This window comes from Amycolatopsis orientalis DSM 43388 (assembly GCF_000411975.1).
GTDB lineage: Bacteria > Actinomycetota > Actinomycetes > Mycobacteriales > Pseudonocardiaceae > Amycolatopsis > Amycolatopsis orientalis_D.
In genome coordinates this window covers 50777-65865 of record NZ_ASXG01000145.1, presented here as the reverse complement: position 1 = coordinate 65865, position 15089 = coordinate 50777, and the positions used below count along the sequence as shown (strand labels likewise).

The 15089-nt window shown below is 69.3% G+C and carries 19 protein-coding genes; 9 read left to right on the top strand and 10 right to left on the bottom strand.

Annotation, left to right across the window (positions count from 1 at the left end):
* Positions 1–71: 71 nt before the first annotated feature.
* Entirely contained in the window at positions 72–407 is a 336-nt protein-coding gene (locus tag L942_RS29275) for a cupin domain-containing protein (protein WP_037366766.1), read from the top strand.
* Here L942_RS29275 and L942_RS29270 read toward each other — a convergent pair.
* On the bottom strand, positions 404–796 hold the full coding sequence (locus tag L942_RS29270) for a VOC family protein (RefSeq protein ID WP_037366764.1): 393 nt from the start codon (positions 794–796) through the stop codon (positions 404–406). The genes L942_RS29275 and L942_RS29270 overlap by 4 nt on opposite strands.
* Positions 793–1617 carry a helix-turn-helix domain-containing protein gene (locus L942_RS29265; RefSeq protein ID WP_037366761.1) on the bottom strand — a complete coding sequence of 275 codons (825 nt, stop codon included), beginning with the start codon at positions 1615–1617 and terminating at the stop codon, positions 793–795. Before L942_RS29265 ends, L942_RS29270 begins: the two co-directional genes overlap by 4 nt.
* 74 nt (positions 1618–1691) lie before the next feature.
* Between L942_RS29265 and L942_RS29260 the strand changes: the two genes are divergently transcribed.
* Complete coding sequence (locus L942_RS29260; RefSeq protein WP_037366758.1) at positions 1692–1946, top strand: hypothetical protein; 255 nt, start codon at positions 1692–1694, stop codon at positions 1944–1946.
* Between the two features lie 128 nt (positions 1947–2074).
* On the opposite strand, the gene L942_RS29255 is transcribed toward L942_RS29260, so the two are convergent.
* Positions 2075–2680, bottom strand: a complete 606-nt coding sequence (locus L942_RS29255) for a TetR/AcrR family transcriptional regulator (protein ID WP_037366757.1) — start codon at positions 2678–2680, stop codon at positions 2075–2077.
* Between the two features lie 89 nt (positions 2681–2769).
* On the opposite strand from L942_RS29255, the gene L942_RS29250 reads away from it, so the two are divergent.
* Positions 2770–3240: a nitroreductase/quinone reductase family protein gene (locus L942_RS29250; RefSeq protein ID WP_037366756.1), complete on the top strand. Its 471-nt coding sequence runs from the start codon at positions 2770–2772 to the stop codon at positions 3238–3240.
* Positions 3241–3294: 54 nt separating this feature from the next.
* Here L942_RS29250 and ispG read toward each other — a convergent pair whose 3' ends face one another.
* The 3 genes from ispG to dxr all read right to left on the bottom strand — a co-directional run bounded on the left by ispG (position 3295) and on the right by dxr (position 7136).
* Positions 3295–4446 (bottom strand): flavodoxin-dependent (E)-4-hydroxy-3-methylbut-2-enyl-diphosphate synthase, encoded by a 1152-nt coding sequence (ispG, locus tag L942_RS29245; RefSeq protein WP_037366755.1) that lies wholly within the window; start codon positions 4444–4446, stop codon positions 3295–3297.
* A gap of 118 nt (positions 4447–4564) precedes the next feature.
* On the bottom strand, positions 4565–5767 hold the full coding sequence (locus L942_RS29240; protein ID WP_037366746.1) for a M50 family metallopeptidase: 1203 nt from the start codon (positions 5765–5767) through the stop codon (positions 4565–4567).
* A 172-nt stretch (positions 5768–5939) separates the two neighbouring features.
* Positions 5940–7136: a 1-deoxy-D-xylulose-5-phosphate reductoisomerase gene (gene dxr / locus L942_RS29235; protein ID WP_037366744.1), complete on the bottom strand. Its 1197-nt coding sequence runs from the start codon at positions 7134–7136 to the stop codon at positions 5940–5942.
* 93 nt (positions 7137–7229) lie between these two features.
* On the opposite strand from dxr, the gene L942_RS29230 reads away from it, so the two are divergent.
* Genes L942_RS29230 through L942_RS43235 form a run of 4 tightly spaced genes read left to right on the top strand, consistent with a single transcriptional unit; the run spans position 7230 to position 8885 of the window.
* Positions 7230–7484: a DUF2631 domain-containing protein gene (locus L942_RS29230; protein WP_037366742.1), complete on the top strand. Its 255-nt coding sequence runs from the start codon at positions 7230–7232 to the stop codon at positions 7482–7484.
* A 41-nt stretch (positions 7485–7525) separates the two neighbouring features.
* A complete protein-coding gene (locus tag L942_RS29225) occupies positions 7526–8200 on the top strand; it encodes a peptidylprolyl isomerase (RefSeq protein WP_037366740.1) in 675 nt (224 codons plus the stop codon).
* On the top strand, positions 8197–8664 hold the full coding sequence (locus L942_RS29220; RefSeq protein ID WP_037366739.1) for a barstar family protein: 468 nt from the start codon (positions 8197–8199) through the stop codon (positions 8662–8664). The genes L942_RS29225 and L942_RS29220 overlap by 4 nt, the downstream gene beginning before the upstream one ends.
* A 5-nt stretch (positions 8665–8669) precedes the next feature.
* A complete protein-coding gene (locus L942_RS43235; RefSeq protein WP_081655281.1) occupies positions 8670–8885 on the top strand; it encodes a DUF1737 domain-containing protein in 216 nt (71 codons plus the stop codon).
* Here the strand turns inward: L942_RS43235 and L942_RS29215 are convergent.
* Together L942_RS29215 and L942_RS29210 are read right to left on the bottom strand one after the other, a co-directional pair.
* Entirely contained in the window at positions 8851–10617 is a 1767-nt protein-coding gene (locus L942_RS29215) for an MFS transporter (protein ID WP_037366737.1), read from the bottom strand. The two genes, L942_RS43235 and L942_RS29215, sit on opposite strands and share 35 nt — an antisense overlap.
* A gap of 133 nt (positions 10618–10750) precedes the next feature.
* The gene (locus tag L942_RS29210; RefSeq protein ID WP_037366736.1) at positions 10751–12136 is read right to left on the bottom strand and encodes an FAD-binding oxidoreductase; all 1386 of its coding nucleotides are present in this window, start codon (positions 12134–12136) and stop codon (positions 10751–10753) included.
* A 102-nt stretch (positions 12137–12238) separates the two neighbouring features.
* Here L942_RS29210 and L942_RS29205 point away from each other — a divergent pair, with 102 nt between their 5' ends.
* Together L942_RS29205 and L942_RS29200 are read left to right on the top strand one after the other, a co-directional pair.
* On the top strand, positions 12239–12481 hold the full coding sequence (locus L942_RS29205) for a hypothetical protein (protein WP_037366733.1): 243 nt from the start codon (positions 12239–12241) through the stop codon (positions 12479–12481).
* Between the two features lie 41 nt (positions 12482–12522).
* Positions 12523–13017 (top strand): MarR family transcriptional regulator, encoded by a 495-nt coding sequence (locus tag L942_RS29200; RefSeq protein ID WP_037366730.1) that lies wholly within the window; start codon positions 12523–12525, stop codon positions 13015–13017.
* Positions 13018–13081: 64 nt separating this feature from the next.
* Here L942_RS29200 and L942_RS29195 read toward each other — a convergent pair whose 3' ends face one another.
* Positions 13082–13663, bottom strand: a complete 582-nt coding sequence (locus L942_RS29195; protein ID WP_037366728.1) for a class F sortase — start codon at positions 13661–13663, stop codon at positions 13082–13084.
* Positions 13660–14487 carry a choice-of-anchor P family protein gene (locus L942_RS29190; RefSeq protein ID WP_037366726.1) on the bottom strand — a complete coding sequence of 276 codons (828 nt, stop codon included), beginning with the start codon at positions 14485–14487 and terminating at the stop codon, positions 13660–13662. The genes L942_RS29195 and L942_RS29190 overlap by 4 nt, the downstream gene beginning before the upstream one ends.
* Positions 14488–15089: the final 602 nt, after the last annotated feature.

The window sequence follows — 15089 nt, the reverse complement described above, 5'->3', positions numbered from 1 at the left end:
GGCAAGAAAGTACCCTATGACGTCTTTCCTGACACTGTCCCGCGCGCGCACGGGGAGCCAGGCTGGGGCCCATGCACTCCGAAATCCTTGCTCAGCCGGGCTACACCTCGGTCCCGGTCGACGAAGCCCCGGTGAAGGACCTGTTCCCCGGCATCCGCCTCCGCCCGCTGTGGAAGGGCGAAAACGGCGCGCACGCCAACGTTGTCGAGTTCGATCCCGGCAGCACGTGGCCGGAACGCGACGTCCACGAGCCGGGTCCCGAGGAGGTCTTCGTCGTGTCCGGCACCTTCAACGACGGCGCCCGCGACTACCCGGCCGGCACGTTCCTGCACGCCCCGGCCGGTTCGTGGCACGTCCCGGCCACGGAGACCGGCTGCACGCTGTTCGTCTTCTACCCCGAGGGTTAAGCGCCCCGGTAACTCCCGACCGTCCAAGCGTTCCCCTCGGGGTCGCGGACGGTGAACGTGTGCGAGCCGTAGTCGGTGTCGTGCAGCTCCACGCTGACCTCGGCACCGGCTTCGCGCACGCGGGCGTAAATCTCGTCCACCCGGTCCGAAACCACATACGCCGCGCTGGTGCCGGGCTTCATCTCGTCGTGCACGCCGTCGGCGGGACCCCCGCTGCTGCCCAGCATCACGGCACCGCCCTCCGGCCACCGGAGTTCGGCGTGCGCGACGCCGTTTTCCCCAGGGACCACAAGGGTTTCCTCGAAGCCGAGAACGTCAGCGAGAAACCGGATCGCGCCGTGGGCGTCGTGGTAGCGGAAAGCCGGCCAGACTGTCGGTTGTGGTGTCATGCCACCGATTCTGCGGCGGCGTCCTTCGTCTCGTCTTGGAGAAACGGGAGCTCCTCGGCCATCCACGTCCGCGGCGAGCAGCCCGCGAGCGCGCGCCACTCGTTGGAGAAGTGCGCCTGGTCGTAATACCCCGCGGCGTGGGCGATCCCGGCCAGATCGCGGTGTCCGGTCCGCAGCAGCCGGACCGCTCGCTCGAACCGCAGCACGCGCGCCGCCTGTTTCGGGGCCAGCCCCAGCTCGGCGCGGAACCGCTCCCCCAGATGCCGCCGGCTCCAGCCGACCTCGTCCGCCAGCTCGCCGACCCGCACCAGTCCGCCGCTGCGGCGCAACTCGCGCCAGGCCCGGTCCAGCTCGGGCGGCGGCGCAGCGGGTTCGACCGCCCGCGCGGCCAGCACCTCGTCGAGGATCGCGAACCGGGTCCGCCAGTCGCCGGCCTCGGCGAGCCGGTCCGGAAGCCGGGCGAGGTCGCCGCCGAAGTCCGCGAGGTCGGCCACCCGGCCGGTCAGCTCGGCGGCGGTGACGCCCAGCAGCGTCCGCGCGCCCAGCGGATCCAGCTCCAGCTGCACCCCGCGCTGCACCCGATCCTGCGTGATCAGCGCGGGCTCGGTGTGCAGGCCGCCGACCACGCTCTGCAACGCTCCGGCCCCGCCCAGCCCGGCGTACCGGATCGGCTCCTCGAGGCTGATCACGAGCGTGACGTGCCGCGACGGCAACCCGCGGTGCACCGCGAGGGTGACGTTCTCCTGCGCGTACCCGACGTAGCGCGTGACCAGGCCCCGCAGCACCGGATGCGGCGGACGGGCGGCCCAGCTGTGACTCACGCGACCAGGCTAGCCCGGACCCGCCCGGATTCTGCTACCACGGGAGGGCGGTCCCCACGACGAGGAGAAGCCCGATGACGATCCAGGAACAGGCCCAGCAGCTCGAACTGCTGGCCGACCAGGTGCCGACCGGCATCGCCCTCGCCACCAAGGGCGAACTGGAAGATCTGCAGGCGCAGGTCCTCGGCCTGCTCGGCGAAACCGGCACCGCCACCGCGATCCAGGGTTCGGTGCAGATCGCGATCCGGCAGATCGACGAGGTGGCGGCTTCGCTGGAAAACGTGCGGCTGCAGATCCGGGAAGCGGCGCAGCATCACCTGCGCGGCTGACGTTATCGAAGCAGTCGACCGAGAAACCCCGGCAAGCGACTGGCACCGCATCTAGTCAGACGCGTGCGATGGTCCTGGCAGCCGCGCGAAGGCGGCGGCGTCTTCGAGATCGCTTCCAGTGGAGACGACTAGCCCTCCGGCAACGGCTCCCGATGCTCCGCCCGCAACCCGTCCAGGGAAACCCGCAGCAACCGCTGCCACATCTGCGGCCCGCCCGCATCCGTGCACTGCGCCGCGTACCCCAGCGAAATCAGCAGCAACACCAGATCATCCGCAGTAATCCCAGGCCGCAGCAACTCCGCAGCCCGGACCCGCAGCTCCTCCAGAACCGCGCGGAGCCGCGGGATCCCGGCGGCGTCGGGGTCCGTCCAGGTCAGCGCGAAGCTCTCCATCAGCGCGCGGTGCCGGGCACAGCCGGACAACGCCTGGCGATAGAAGTCCGTCAGCGCCGCCCACGGGTCTTCCGCGTCGATCGCGGCTTGGCGCGCGGCCTCGGCCCACCGGGAGAAGTCCTGGTCCAGGACTGTCCGGACCAGGTCTTCCTTCTTCGGGAAATGCCGGTACAGCGTCCCCATGCCGACCCCGCTGCGCCGGGCGATTTCGCGGACGTCGACTGCGGCTCCCTGCTCCGCCAGCACCTCCGCGGCGGCTTCGACGATCGCCTCGCGGTTGCGGATCGCGTCCGCGCGCACGGCACGTCGACGCGGGGTGGTGTGCGGTTCAGCCACGGCCATGCGCCGAGCATACCCGCTTAACCGGAGCACTTGCTCCTCCTAGTGTGCTACTTTTCGGAGCAAGTGCTCCGCCTAGCGAAGGAGATGCCGTGCCCACCCTCGCCGACTGGAATGTCCGGATCATCGCCGAACTTCGGGAGAACGGCGGATACGCCGCCTGGAGCAGTCCGGAGGAAATGGCGGCGGGTCGTCCGATACCACCGCGAATGCCGGGATTTCCGGAAAGAGGAATGCCGCTGATTCTCGTGCACCACATCGGGGCGAAAACCGGGAAAGCGCGGATCAGTCCGCTGTTCTACCAGCCGGTCGGCGACAGCTGGGCGATCTTCGGCACGCACGGCGGCAGCCCGCGCGACCCCGCGTGGCACCGCAACCTCATGGCGAATCCGCGGACCGTCGTCGAGGCGGGCGCGGAAGAAATCCCGGTCGAAGCACGGCTGACCGCTGGGGAGGAGCGTGCCCGGATCTGGGCGAAACAGATCGCGCTGGTCCCGAAATTCGCCGAATTCGAGGCAGCTTCCGGGAGGCAGGTCCCGGTCGTCCTGCTGGAACGCCGCTGAAACAGGAAAAGGCTCCCTGGCCGAAGCCGGGGAGCCCGTTCCGCGGAAAGAAACTCAGCCGACGGTGACGCTCGGCGTGCCCTCGCCGATCGATTCGCCGGATTCCTCGGCGATCCGCATGGCTTCCTCGATCAGGGTTTCCACGATCGCGTGCTCGGGCACGGTCTTGATGACCTCGCCCTTGACGAAGATCTGGCCCTTGCCGTTGCCGGACGCGACGCCGAGGTCGGCCTCGCGGGCCTCGCCGGGGCCGTTCACGACGCAGCCCATCACCGCGACGCGCAGCGGGATTTCCATCCCCTCCAGCCCGGCGGTGACCTGGTCGGCGAGGGTGTAGACGTCGACCTGCGCGCGTCCGCAGGACGGGCACGACACGATCTCCAGCTTCCGCGGCCGCAGGTTCAGCGACTGCAGGATCTGCGTGCCGACCTTGACCTCCTCCACCGGCGGCGCGGACAGCGACACCCGGATGGTGTCGCCGATGCCCTGGCGCAGCAGCGCGCCGAACGCGACGGCGGACTTGATGGTGCCCTGGAACGCTGGCCCGGCCTCGGTGACGCCTAGGTGCAGCGGGTAATCGCACTGCTCGGCGAGCAGCTCGTAGGCGCGCACCATCACGACCGGGTCGTTGTGCTTGACCGAGATCTTGATGTCGTGGAAATCGTGCTCGGCGAACAGCGAGGCCTCCCACATCGCCGATTCGGCGAGCGCTTCCGGGGTGGCCTTGCCGTGCTTCTCGAGCAGCCGCTTGTCGAGCGACCCGGCGTTGACGCCGATCCGGATCGGCGTGCCGTGGTCCTTCGCGGCCTGCGCGATTTCCTTGACCTGGTCGTCGAACTTGCGGATGTTGCCCGGGTTCACCCGGACCGCGGCGCAGCCCGCCTCGATCGCGGCGAACACGTACTTGGGCTGGAAGTGGATGTCGGCGATCACCGGGATCTGCGACTTCTTCGCGATCGCGGGCAGCGCCTCGGCGTCGTCGGCCGACGGGCACGCGACGCGCACGATGTCGCAGCCGGCCGCGGTCAGCTCGGCGATCTGCTGCAGGGTGGCGTTGACGTCGGCGGTCAGCGTCGTGGTCATCGACTGCACCGAGATCGGGTGGTCGCTGCCGACTCCCACCGACCCCACCATCAGCTGGCGGGTCTTGCGGCGCTCGGCGAGAACGGGCGGGGGCAGAGCGGGCATACCTAACGCGACGGTCACGCTTCCAGCGTACCCACCTCGCCCGGGTGCGGTTCAACGAAGTCAGCCGACGCGGTGAGCAGCGTTACCCCCGGTCGGGCGACCGGGCTCGCGTACGTGACCCGGCCGGTGCGCGCGGTTACTGCAGGCGGATCGGGTTGACGATGTCCGCGGTCACCGTGAGCAGCGTGACCCCGCCGCCGATCACCACCAGCACCATCGTGATCGCGGACAGCTTCGTGTAGTCGACCGGGCCGCCCGCGGGTTTGCCGCGCAGGCCGCGCAGCCAGTCGCGCACCCGCTCGTACCAGACGATGGCGATGTGCCCGCCGTCCATCGGCAGCAGCGGCAGCAGGTTGAACACGCCGATGAAGAAGTTCAGGCTGGCCAGCAGCAGCAGGAAGACCTGCCACAGCCCGGCCTCGACCGCCTCGCCGCCGAGCCGGCTCGCGCCGACCACGCTGACCGGGGTGTCCGGGTCGCGCTGGGCGCCGAAGATCGAGTTGAAGACCGCCGGGATGCGCTTCGGGAAGGCCATCAGCCCGTCCCACGTGCGGGCGAACATGTCGCCGGTGAACGAGGTCGCGCCGCCGAACGCGCCGAGCACGCTGTAGTGGATCGAGGTGGCGCGGGCGATGCCCACCGCGCCCACCGAATGGGTGCCGCCGTTCCCGGTGGGACGGGTCACCTTCGGAATGTCGACGGTGAACGTCCGCTCGACCCCGTCGCGTTTCACGACCACCGGGACCGGACCGGAGAGCGACTGCACCTGGTTCACCATGTCGTCCCAGGTCGGAGTGGGTTTGCCCGCCACGGACAGCACCTGGTCGCCCGGCAGGATCCCGGCCTGTTTGGCGGGCGCCGGGTCGCCCGGTTTGCAGACCGGGTTGTTGGCCTGCTCGACCGTGGTGGCGTTCTGCACGCAATCGGAGATCTGCGCGGCGATGGGCTTCAGATCCACGTTCGGCAGGCCCATGGTCGCGGCCATGACGAACAGCACGATGAAGCCGAGCAGGAAGTGCGTGATGGAACCGGCCGACATCACGACGGTCCGCTTCCAGGCCTTGAACCGCCACATCGCCCGCGGCGCCTCTTCCGCGGTGACCTCGTCGAGCGCGGTCATGCCCGCGATGTCGCAGAAGCCGCCGAGCGGGATCGCCTTGAGGCCGTATTCGGTCTCGCCGCGCCGGAAGGAGAACACCGTCGGGCCGAAGCCGACGAAGTACCGGCGGACCCGCATCCCGAACATCCGGGCGGTGACCATGTGGCCCGCTTCGTGCAACGCGACCGACAAACAGATCGCGAGCGCGAAAAGCACCACGCCGATCACATAGGCAAGCACGGGCCAGCCACCTCACCCCTCAGCCGCGACCCGCGAGGCGGTGGCGGCAGGTTTCGTCGTCTTCCACGGCTTCAGGCGGCGAGACCACCCGGGAAGTTTCGGGTTCAAGTATCCGCCGCCAGCGTGAAACCAGTGTTGCATCGACCGGCGCGGCCGCGCGCACCGGTCGCGCTCATCCCAGCAGCTCGGCGGCCCGGGTGCGGGCCCACTGCTCGGCGGCCAGCACGTCCGCGACGTCACGGGGTTCGCGCCGCCATTCGTCCGCGTCGGACACCACCCGCGACACAGTGTCCACAATCGACAGGAACGTGGCCTTGCCGGCCAGGAACGCAGCCACCGATTCCTCGTTCGCCGCGTTGAAAACCGCGGGAAGGCACCCGCCCGCGGTCCCGGCTTCGCGAGCCAGCTCGACCGCCGGGAACGCCTCGTTGTCGACCGGCTCGAAGGTCCAGCTCGCCGCCGTGTCCCAGGAGCACGCCGCGGCCGCGCCGGGCACGCGGTGCGGCCAGTTGAGCGCCAGGGCGATCGGCAGCCGCATGTCCGGCGGGCTCGCCTGGGCGATCGTGGAGCCGTCGGCGAAGGTGACCATGGAGTGCACGATGGACTGCGGATGCACCGTCACGTCGATCCGCGCGGGTTCGACGCCGAACAGCAGCGACGCCTCGATCAGCTCCAGGCCCTTGTTCACCAGCGTGGCCGAGTTGATGGTGACCAACCGGCCCATCGACCACGTCGGGTGCGCCATCGCCTGTTCGACGGTGACCTCGCCGAGGTCCGCGCGCTTCTTGCCGCGGAACGGGCCGCCGGACGCGGTCAGCACCAGCCGCGCGACCTCGTTGTCCTCCCCGGAACGCAGTGCTTGCGCCATCGCCGAATGTTCGGAGTCGACCGGCACCAGCTGTCCCGGCTTCGCCGCGGCGAGCACCAGCGGACCGCCGGCGATCAGGGATTCCTTGTTGGCCAGCGCGAGCGTCGCGCCGGTGGCGAGCGCGCGCAGCGTCGGCTCGAGGCCAAGCGAGCCGGGCAGCCCGTTGAGCACGACGTCGACCCGAACCGAGTCGATCAGCTCGGCCACCGCGTCCGCACCGGCGAGGATGCGCGGGAGACGGAACTCGCCCTTCGCGTACCCCCGGCGCTGGGCCTCGGCGTACAGCGCGAGCTGCACGTCTTCGACCGCCGTGGGCTTCGTCACGGCGATGGCCGCTACTTCGTGGGCGATCGCTTGCTCGGCGATTGCCGCCGGATCGGAACCGCCGGCGGCGAGGCCGGCGATCGTGAACAAATGCGGGTTACGTGCGGCGACGTCGAGCGCCTGAGTCCCGATGGACCCGGTGGAACCCAGCACGAGGACGCTTCGCGAAGTAGTCATCGGCAAGCATTATGGCCCGGGTCGTGTCCGTGCGGCGGCCAGCGGTGTGGGATCATGCGAGGGCACAACGTCAGGCGGTTTGAAGGAGTGGTCGTGGCAGGCAAGGCGGTCGAGAAGCGCCCCGAGGTCGACCCGCGCGACGAGCCGTCGGCGGAGTGGGGCTGGCACGGCTCGTTCCCGAAGGCCACCCGCATCGCCGGCTGGGTGTCCGCGGTCATCCTGCTGCTGATGCTCAAGGGCAACCACGAGAACAACACCGAGAACGTGTGGCTCGTCGGCCTGGCCGCGTTCATCGTCCTGCTTCTGCTGCTCGACCTGCGCAAGAGCCGCACCGCCTGGCGCAAGTAAGCACTGGTGCCGGGAGCGCGCTTTCGCTAGTTTCCGGGCCCATGAAGCCACGCTGGGCCGCGCTCGCGGCCGCCGTACTCGCCGGTCTTTCCCTGTGCACCGCGGCCCCGGCCAGCGCTGCCCCTTCGGCGAAGCCGCCAGTGGTGAGCTGCACCTTCACGCCGACGCCGGACAACCCGGCGGCGCGCCCGGTACTGCGTCCGCTGCCGTTCGCGCTCACCCGCGGAACGGTCGACGTCACCTTCCACTACAACTACGGCCCGGTCACCGTGCGGCTCAACCGCGCCGGGGCGGCCCCGTGCGCTGTGGCGAACATGACCAGCCTGGTGCTGCAGCACTTCTACGACCGCTCGCAGTGCTGGCGGCTGACGAACTCCGCACGCCTCGGCGTCCTGCAGTGCGGCGACATCTACGAGGTCGAAAAGGGCGGCCCGGGCTACAAATTCCCGGACGAGGTGACCGGCAAGGAAACCTACGAGCGCGGCACCGTCGCGATGGGCAACCAGGGCCCGGGCACGAACGGCAGCGAGTTCTTCATCGTGCACTCGTTCGCGCACATCCCGGCGAACTACTCGGTGCTCGGCAAGGTGGTGCGCGGCATGGAGGTCCTCGACCGGATGGTCGCGGACGGCATCATCCCGGCCGACCCGAACGGCCCGCTCGACGGCGCGCCCAGGCACCCGGTGAAGATCCGCTCGGTCAGCTTCGGCTGGTGACTTCCGGCGCACAGGCGCGCAGCCGCTACGCTGACGCGACCATGGACGAGATCAAGCCGGGACTTTCGGTGGTCGCCGAACTCGACCTTGGCGAGTTGACCCGCCACGCAAGTCGCGAGGGATTCCGGGTGCTGGTCTTGTCAGGCGTCGGTCCCGGCAAGAAGTCGTTCTTCGACCAGGTGGAGACGCAGCTGCCGACGGACCCTCCGCTCGGGAAAGTCAACGTCTGGGACGCCCTCGCCGATTCGCTCTGGGAAGGTATGCGCTGCCTCCCCGAGCACAAACTGCTTCTGGTCTGGCTCGACAGCAAGGAATTCGCCGACAACTCCCCGGACGAGTTCGCGGTCGCCCTGTCGGTGCTGAGGGACCTCACCGACATCCCGATGTGTCCGGACGGCTCGCCGGGGCAACGGAAGTCCGTGGCGATCTTCGTAGCCGCGACGGCGGCACCCCTGAAATCATGACCGGCATGAGCACGCCCCCGGACGGTCTCCCCGTCTACCGAGTCCTCACCGGTCCCGACGACGCCGCCTTCTGCCGACGAGTCAGCGAAGCCCTCGCGCTCGGCTATCGCCTGCACGAGGGCCCCGCGGTGACCTTCAACGGCGAGAACGTGATCGTCGCCCAAGCCGTGCTCTGGCCGGACGCCGCTACCGGTCGCTCCGGGGAGACACCAGCTCGCTAGGTCCGCCACCGGATTCCCCAGCCACCGCGGCCAGTTCCTCCCCCACCGATTCCGGCGCCTTCTTCGTGTCCTTCGTCAGCAGCGACGCCACCGCGCCGATCAGGCACACCGCGATCGCGAAGCCGAACGCCACCGCGAGGCCGTCCTGGAACGGGCCCGAGATCAGGTTCGGGAAGAAGCTGCGGCCGGTCAGGAAGCTCGCCTGGTCGGCGGGCAGGTGCGCGAGCTGGCCGCCCAGCAGCTGCTGGATCGGGTTGTAGCCGAGGAACGCCGCGAACAGCACCGCGACCGCCGGCAGGTGGGCGACCTGTTGCGCGGCCGCCTCGGGAACGCCGTGCTGGGTCAGGCCCTGCGACATCGCGACCGGCAGGTGGTCGGACAGGCCGGCGATGATCAGGCTGAAGAAGAAGCCGATCGACAGCACCATCGCGGCGTTCTGGAAGGTGGTCATCATGCCCGCGCCGGACCCGCGTGCGTCGGCGGGAAGGCTGTTCATCACCTCGGCCCGGTTCGGCGAGGAGAACATGCCCATGCCGATGCCGTTGAGCAGCAGGATCCCGGCGAACGCCCAGTAGTCGAAGTTCACCGGCAGCAGCGTCAGCAGCAGGAACGTGAGCGCGGTGAGGACCAGGCCGCCGGAGGCGAGCGCGCGGCTGCCGATCCGGTCGGACAGGATGCCGGACGTCGGCGCGGCCACCAGGAAGCCGATGGTCAGCGGCAGCATGTAGATCCCTGCCCACAGCGGCGTCTGCTCGAAGGTGAAACCGTGCTGCGGCAACCAGATTCCCTGCAGCCAGATGATCAGCACGAACTGCAGCCCGCCGCGGCCGAGCGACGCCGTCAGGTTCGCCAGATTGCCCCAGCTGAACGAGCGGATCCGGAACAGCGACAGCCGGAACAGCGGGTTCGGCACCTTCGTCTCGATCACCACGAACGCGACCAGCACCGCGGCTCCGCCGATCAGGCAGGACAGCACCATCGGGCTGCCCCAGCCGGTCTGCGAAGTGCCGTACGGCTGGATTCCGTAGGTGATCCCCACCAGCACGGAGATGAGGCCGACCGCGAAGGTGATGTTGCCCCACCAGTCCATTTTCGCGTGCTGGCGGACGCCGGTGTCGTGGAGTTTGACGTACGCCCACACCGTGCCGATCACGCCGAACGGCACCGACACCAGGAAGATCAGGTTCCAGTCCACCGGCGCCAGCACACCGCCGACCACGAGGCCGAGGAACGAGCCCGCGATGGCCGCGACGCCGTTCATGCCGAGCGCGAGCCCGCGCTGGTTGGCCGGGAACGCGTCGGTGAGGATGGCCGACGAGTTCGCCATCAGGAACGCGCCGCCGACGCCCTGCACAATCCGCCAGCCGATCAGCCACAGCGCGGCCGCGTCGCCGTCGAACCAGGTGATCGCCAGCATGATCGAGGAAACGGTGAACACGGCGAAGCCGAGGTTGTACATCCTGGCCCGGCCGTACATGTCGCCGAGCCTGCCGAACGCCACCACCAGCACCGCGGTGACCACGAGGAAGCCCATGATCATCCACAGCAGGTAGCTCGTGTTCGACGGCTCCAGCGGATTGATGCCGATGCCCTTGAAGATGTCGGGCAGCGCGATCAGCACGATGGACGAGTTGATCGTCGCGATCAGCATCCCGAGCGTCGTGTTGGACAGCGCGATCCACTTGTACCGCGGACCGAGTTCCGCGATCGAATAAGTCCTGCGCTCCGCCACTGTCGAAAACCCCTCTCCCAGCCGTTCCCTTAGCTAGGCTAAGCAAGTTGGTTGCGGCAGGCAACCAACAAAAGAAAACGACTGGGAGACAAGGGTCACAAACGCGTGACTATCCTTTGTGGACTGTTTACTTTCACTCGGTCGAGTTACCGCTGAGCGGGCCCCCGACGACCTTCCCCGGATTGAGGATCCCGTGCGGATCGAGGGCGTTCTTCACCGCCTGGTGCAGGTCGAGAACCGCTGGTCCGAGCTCTTTTTCGAGGCCGGGCCGCTTCAGCAGGCCGACGCCGTGCTCGCCGGTGACCGTCCCGCCGAGCGCGAGCGCGTCGGCGACGATGTCGTCGAACGCGGCCTGCGCGCGGCGCTGCGCGTCGTCGTCCCCGGACGGCGTAATCAGCAGCGGATGCAGATTCCCGTCGCCGATATGCGCGATATTGGCGATTTGCGTATTGTGCCGCTGCGCCGCCGCATCGATCCGGGCGAGCATGTCCGGCACCAAATGCGTCGGCACGCAGACGTCCTCGGTGAGCACCGGGCCGAGCCGTTCGAGCGCCGGGTACGCCAGCCGCCGGGCGGCGAACAACGCGTCCGCCTCCGCCTCGTCGGTCGACTGCGCGGCCCAGGTCGCGCCCGCCTTCTCGAAGCACTCCACCATGACCGCGGCCTCGTGCCCGCCCGGCACGTCGCTGCGGCCGAGCAGCACCACGTTCGCGTCGGCGGACAAGCCCATGTTCTTCCACGCGTCCACCGCGGCCAGGCAATGCCGGTCCACGAGTTCGAGCGCCGAGGGCACGATCCCGGCCGCGCGGATCGCCGCTGCCGCCTCCCCCGCCGCGACCGTCGAGTCGAAGTACCCGGCGACGGTCGCCTCCGGAGCTCGCTTCGCCCGCAGCCGCACGGTGATTTCGGTGATGACGCCGAGCGTTCCCTCCGACCCGACCATCAGCCCGGCGAGGTCGTATCCGGCCACGCCCTTCGCGGTGCGGCGGCCGAGCCGGACGAGTTCACCGGTCCCGGTCACGATCTGCAGCCCGAGCACGTAATCGCGGGTCACGCCGTACTTCACGCAGCACACGCCGCCCGCGTTGGTCGCGACGTTGCCGCCGATCGTCGACCATGGCGAGCTGGCCGGGTCCGGCGGGTACCACAGCCCGTGTTCCGCGCAGGCCGCGCGCAGATCGTCGTTGACCACGCCGGGTTCGACCACGGCGAGCCGTTCCACCGGGTCGATCTCCTTGATCGCGGTCATCCGGTCGGTCGCCAGCACAACGCAGCCGGACAGCGCGTTCGCCCCGCCGGACAGCCCGGTCCCCGCGCCGCGCGGCACGATCGGCGTGCCGTGTTTGATGCATTGCCGCACGGTCGCCTGCACCTCGTCGGCAGTGCGCGGGCGGACCAGGGCCACCGGTTCGCCGTACGGAGCCCACTCCGCTTCGTCGTGCGCATAGCTGCGCAGCACGTCGGGATCCCGCACGATCCGGTCGTCCGGCAGGACGGTGTGCAGGTCGTCGATCAGCATGGGGGCTCCCGCGTTTTTCCGGTCTGTTTCCCCGCCAGGTTAGGTCGAAATCCGCGTGGCTCGTTCGACGTATCGGTGAGAGCGAGTTTCGAGGAGGCAGCCATGGACACCACCGTCACCCGCCGCGGGATCTCGATGCTGCGTGCCGTCGCCGCCGGCCGCGGACGGCTGACCTGCAGCTGCGAGCCGGATCTGTTCGTCGACGGCCTGCCGTGCAGCGACCAGTTCACCGCGCACGCGCTGGCGCACGCCGGCCTGCTGCGCGCGAAGGAACCGGGACCGGTCGGGCGCCCGGTGCCCGCCGTGCTGACCCCGGCCGGGGAAGCGCTGCTCGCCGCTGCCTGACCCGGCTACGCTGACCCGCGAGAAACGGGAGGGCGGAGCAGATGGCGTCCGGAGCATCCGGAACGGAGACGGCGCGGCGCAGGCGGCGCACCACAGTGGCCCTCAAGGAGTCTCTGCGGGAACTGCGCAATCAGCTGTCGCTGCTGAACCACCAGGTCGGCGGACGGCTGAAACTCAAGGACGTCGATCTCGACTGCCTCGAACTGATTTCCTCCGCCGGACCGCTCAGCCCGAGCGCGCTCGCCCGCCGGGCGGGCCTGCATCCGGCGACCGTGACCGGCATCCTCGACCGGCTGCAGCGCGGCGGATGGATTGTGCGCGAACGGGATCCCGACGCTGCCGACCGGCGCGCGGTCACCGTGCGCGCGGTGCCGGGCCGCACGCAGGAAGTGTTTCGCGTGTACAGCGGGATGAACTCGGCGATGGACGATCTGTGCGCCGGGTACACCGAAGAGGAACTCATGCTGATCGCCGGTTTCCTGCGCCGCACCGCCGAAGCGGGCCGCGCCGCGACCGACGAACTCGCCGGGGAATGACGGAGGGGCCCCGCCGCTTCGCCCGAGCGCGAAACGACGAGGCCCCGGTACCGGCCGGCACCGCTCAGCTGTCGAGCGTGCCGTACACGATGATATTGTCGAGATAGCTCTTCTTCTCCGGGTCGAACGCGCCGCCGCAGGTGATCAGCCGGATCTGCGAATCGGACGTGTTGCCGTACACGGCTTCGGTGGGGAACGTCTTCTTCGCGATCTGGTCGACCTTGGTCACCGTGAACGTGGCCTTCGACCCGTCCTTGCGCCCGATGACGACCTTGTCGCCCTTCTTCATCTCGTGCAGCCGCCAGAAAATACCCTTCTGGTGGTTGCCGTCGATGTGGCCGAGGACGACCGCCGGCCCGATCTGGCCCGGTTTGGGGCCGAAGTGATACCAGCCCGCCTGCAGCGGCTGGTCCACCGGCGGCACCTGCACGGTCTTGTCGTCGTTGAGGCCGAGCGGCACCAGCGACGAATGCGCGTCGATGCTGGGAACGTCGAGCGAGACCGGGTCCGCGACCTCCTGGGCCGCCGCCGCGGAACTCGCCGGGGCCGCGGCGGGCGGGGTGTCCGCCGAACCGCAGCCCAGCAGGGCGAAGTTCGCGACGAAAGCCAGCAGGAGCGCGAAAAGCCCGAACCGGGAACGCGTCACTTGGCGGTCACCGCGGCCAGCGTGCCGTCGCCGGTCTCCGGAGCGCCGACCGGCACGACCTTGACCTGGCCGGGACCCTGGGCGGGCGGGGTCGCGCTCGGCTTGCCCGGCTCGCTCGGCTGGGTGGTCGGCGGAGTGGTCGGGTTGCCCGCGACCTTGGCGCAGGTGGCCGAGGCGAGCACGATGTCGCCCTTGCCGAGCGCGCCGGTGGCGTCGCCGCCGAGGAGCTTGATGTGCAGCGCGTTCACGGTGAGGCTGCCGTCGGAGTGCTTGATCTGCTCGTTGACGATCACCTGCAGCACGCCGTCGATGCCGAGCTTCTGGTTCGGCTTGGTCGAGACCGGGAGCTTGCCGATCTTGCCGAGGTCGAGGCCGACCAGCTCGGACGAGGCGGTGATGCCGTCCGGCGTGGACTTGCACTCGGAGCTGATCACGCGGGCCTTGGGGGTGGCGCCGGCGAGCGGGGCGAGCACCGGGAGCGCGGCGTCGACGATCAGGGCCTTGGCGTCGACCGGGCCGTTGCTGCCGTCCTGCTTCGCCGAGCTGCTGATCGCCTTCGCCGTGACCAGGCCCTTCAGCGGAACGTTCACCACCTCAGCGGACTCCGGGCCCTCGGTCGAGGAGGGCGCGATCTTGCCGGTGTCGACCGTGATCCCCTTGTCGCCGAGCACGCCGGGCAGCAGCGAGACCGAGGCGGACGCGCCGTAGGCCGACCCGGCGGGGGCCTCGGCGGCGAGCGCCGACGGGGCGACGGCGGTGGCGAGCAGAGCCAGCGCGGGAACGGCGACCGCTACGGTCCGTCCGCGCAGCAGGGCAGAACGCATGAATTGTCCTTCCGAACATCAAGAATGAAGCCGGCGCACGGATCCCCGAATCCACGCGTGACCGAGCACAACTGCCGGTCCCGGGCAGGCCGCGACATTATCAAGACGCCCGGGAAACGCAAAGCAAGATCCGTCGCGGAGCGCGCCCGCCAGCCGGTTCCCGTGACCACAATTATCGCAATTTCACCACTAAAGAGTGATGTAACACGGCCGCTTCACCGAGGGTTTCTCACGCTGAGCTACCGGAACCGAGGCCCCGATGGCGGATTGCGCCGTGCTCCACCCGGAGGAGTGATCCTTCGGAGGGTTTTCGCCGGGCACCCGCCGTAATGTGACGGCTACCGCACCCGGGCAACCATTTCCCAGTTCGCCAATTCGTCCCAGGAACCGCGCCCGCGCGGGCGGAAATTGTCCACAATGGAATCGACCGGAGCGGAACGAGCGAACGGGGAAAAGGGTACGATTTTCTTTCCCCGGGGCGGTGACCAGCGGCGACGCGCGAGCGCGGACAGTCCGAAAAGGACTCGGGGGTTCTCCCGTTGCTTCACCGCGACGGTGACCGGAGAGAAATCCCGGTCCGGAAACACGAGCGTTCGTCGACC

Bases quoted from the DNA above. Each gene is read 5' to 3' on its own strand.
- L942_RS29275 (WP_037366766.1), top strand. From the start codon at position 72: ATGCACTCCGAAATCCTTGCTCAGCCGGGCTACACCTCGGTCCCGGTC.
- L942_RS29190 (WP_037366726.1), bottom strand. From the start codon at position 14,487: ATGCGTTCTGCCCTGCTGCGCGGACGGACCGTAGCGGTCGCCGTTCCC.
- L942_RS29260 (WP_037366758.1), top strand. From the start codon at position 1,692: ATGACGATCCAGGAACAGGCCCAGCAGCTCGAACTGCTGGCCGACCAG.
- L942_RS29225 (WP_037366740.1), top strand. From the start codon at position 7,526: ATGAAGCCACGCTGGGCCGCGCTCGCGGCCGCCGTACTCGCCGGTCTT.
- L942_RS29210 (WP_037366736.1), bottom strand. From the start codon at position 12,136: ATGCTGATCGACGACCTGCACACCGTCCTGCCGGACGACCGGATCGTG.
- L942_RS29200 (WP_037366730.1), top strand. From the start codon at position 12,523: ATGGCGTCCGGAGCATCCGGAACGGAGACGGCGCGGCGCAGGCGGCGC.
- dxr (WP_037366744.1), bottom strand. From the start codon at position 7,136: ATGACTACTTCGCGAAGCGTCCTCGTGCTGGGTTCCACCGGGTCCATC.
- L942_RS29270 (WP_037366764.1), bottom strand. From the start codon at position 796: ATGACACCACAACCGACAGTCTGGCCGGCTTTCCGCTACCACGACGCC.
- L942_RS43235 (WP_081655281.1), top strand. From the start codon at position 8,670: ATGAGCACGCCCCCGGACGGTCTCCCCGTCTACCGAGTCCTCACCGGT.
- L942_RS29205 (WP_037366733.1), top strand. From the start codon at position 12,239: ATGGACACCACCGTCACCCGCCGCGGGATCTCGATGCTGCGTGCCGTC.
- L942_RS29255 (WP_037366757.1), bottom strand. From the start codon at position 2,680: ATGGCCGTGGCTGAACCGCACACCACCCCGCGTCGACGTGCCGTGCGC.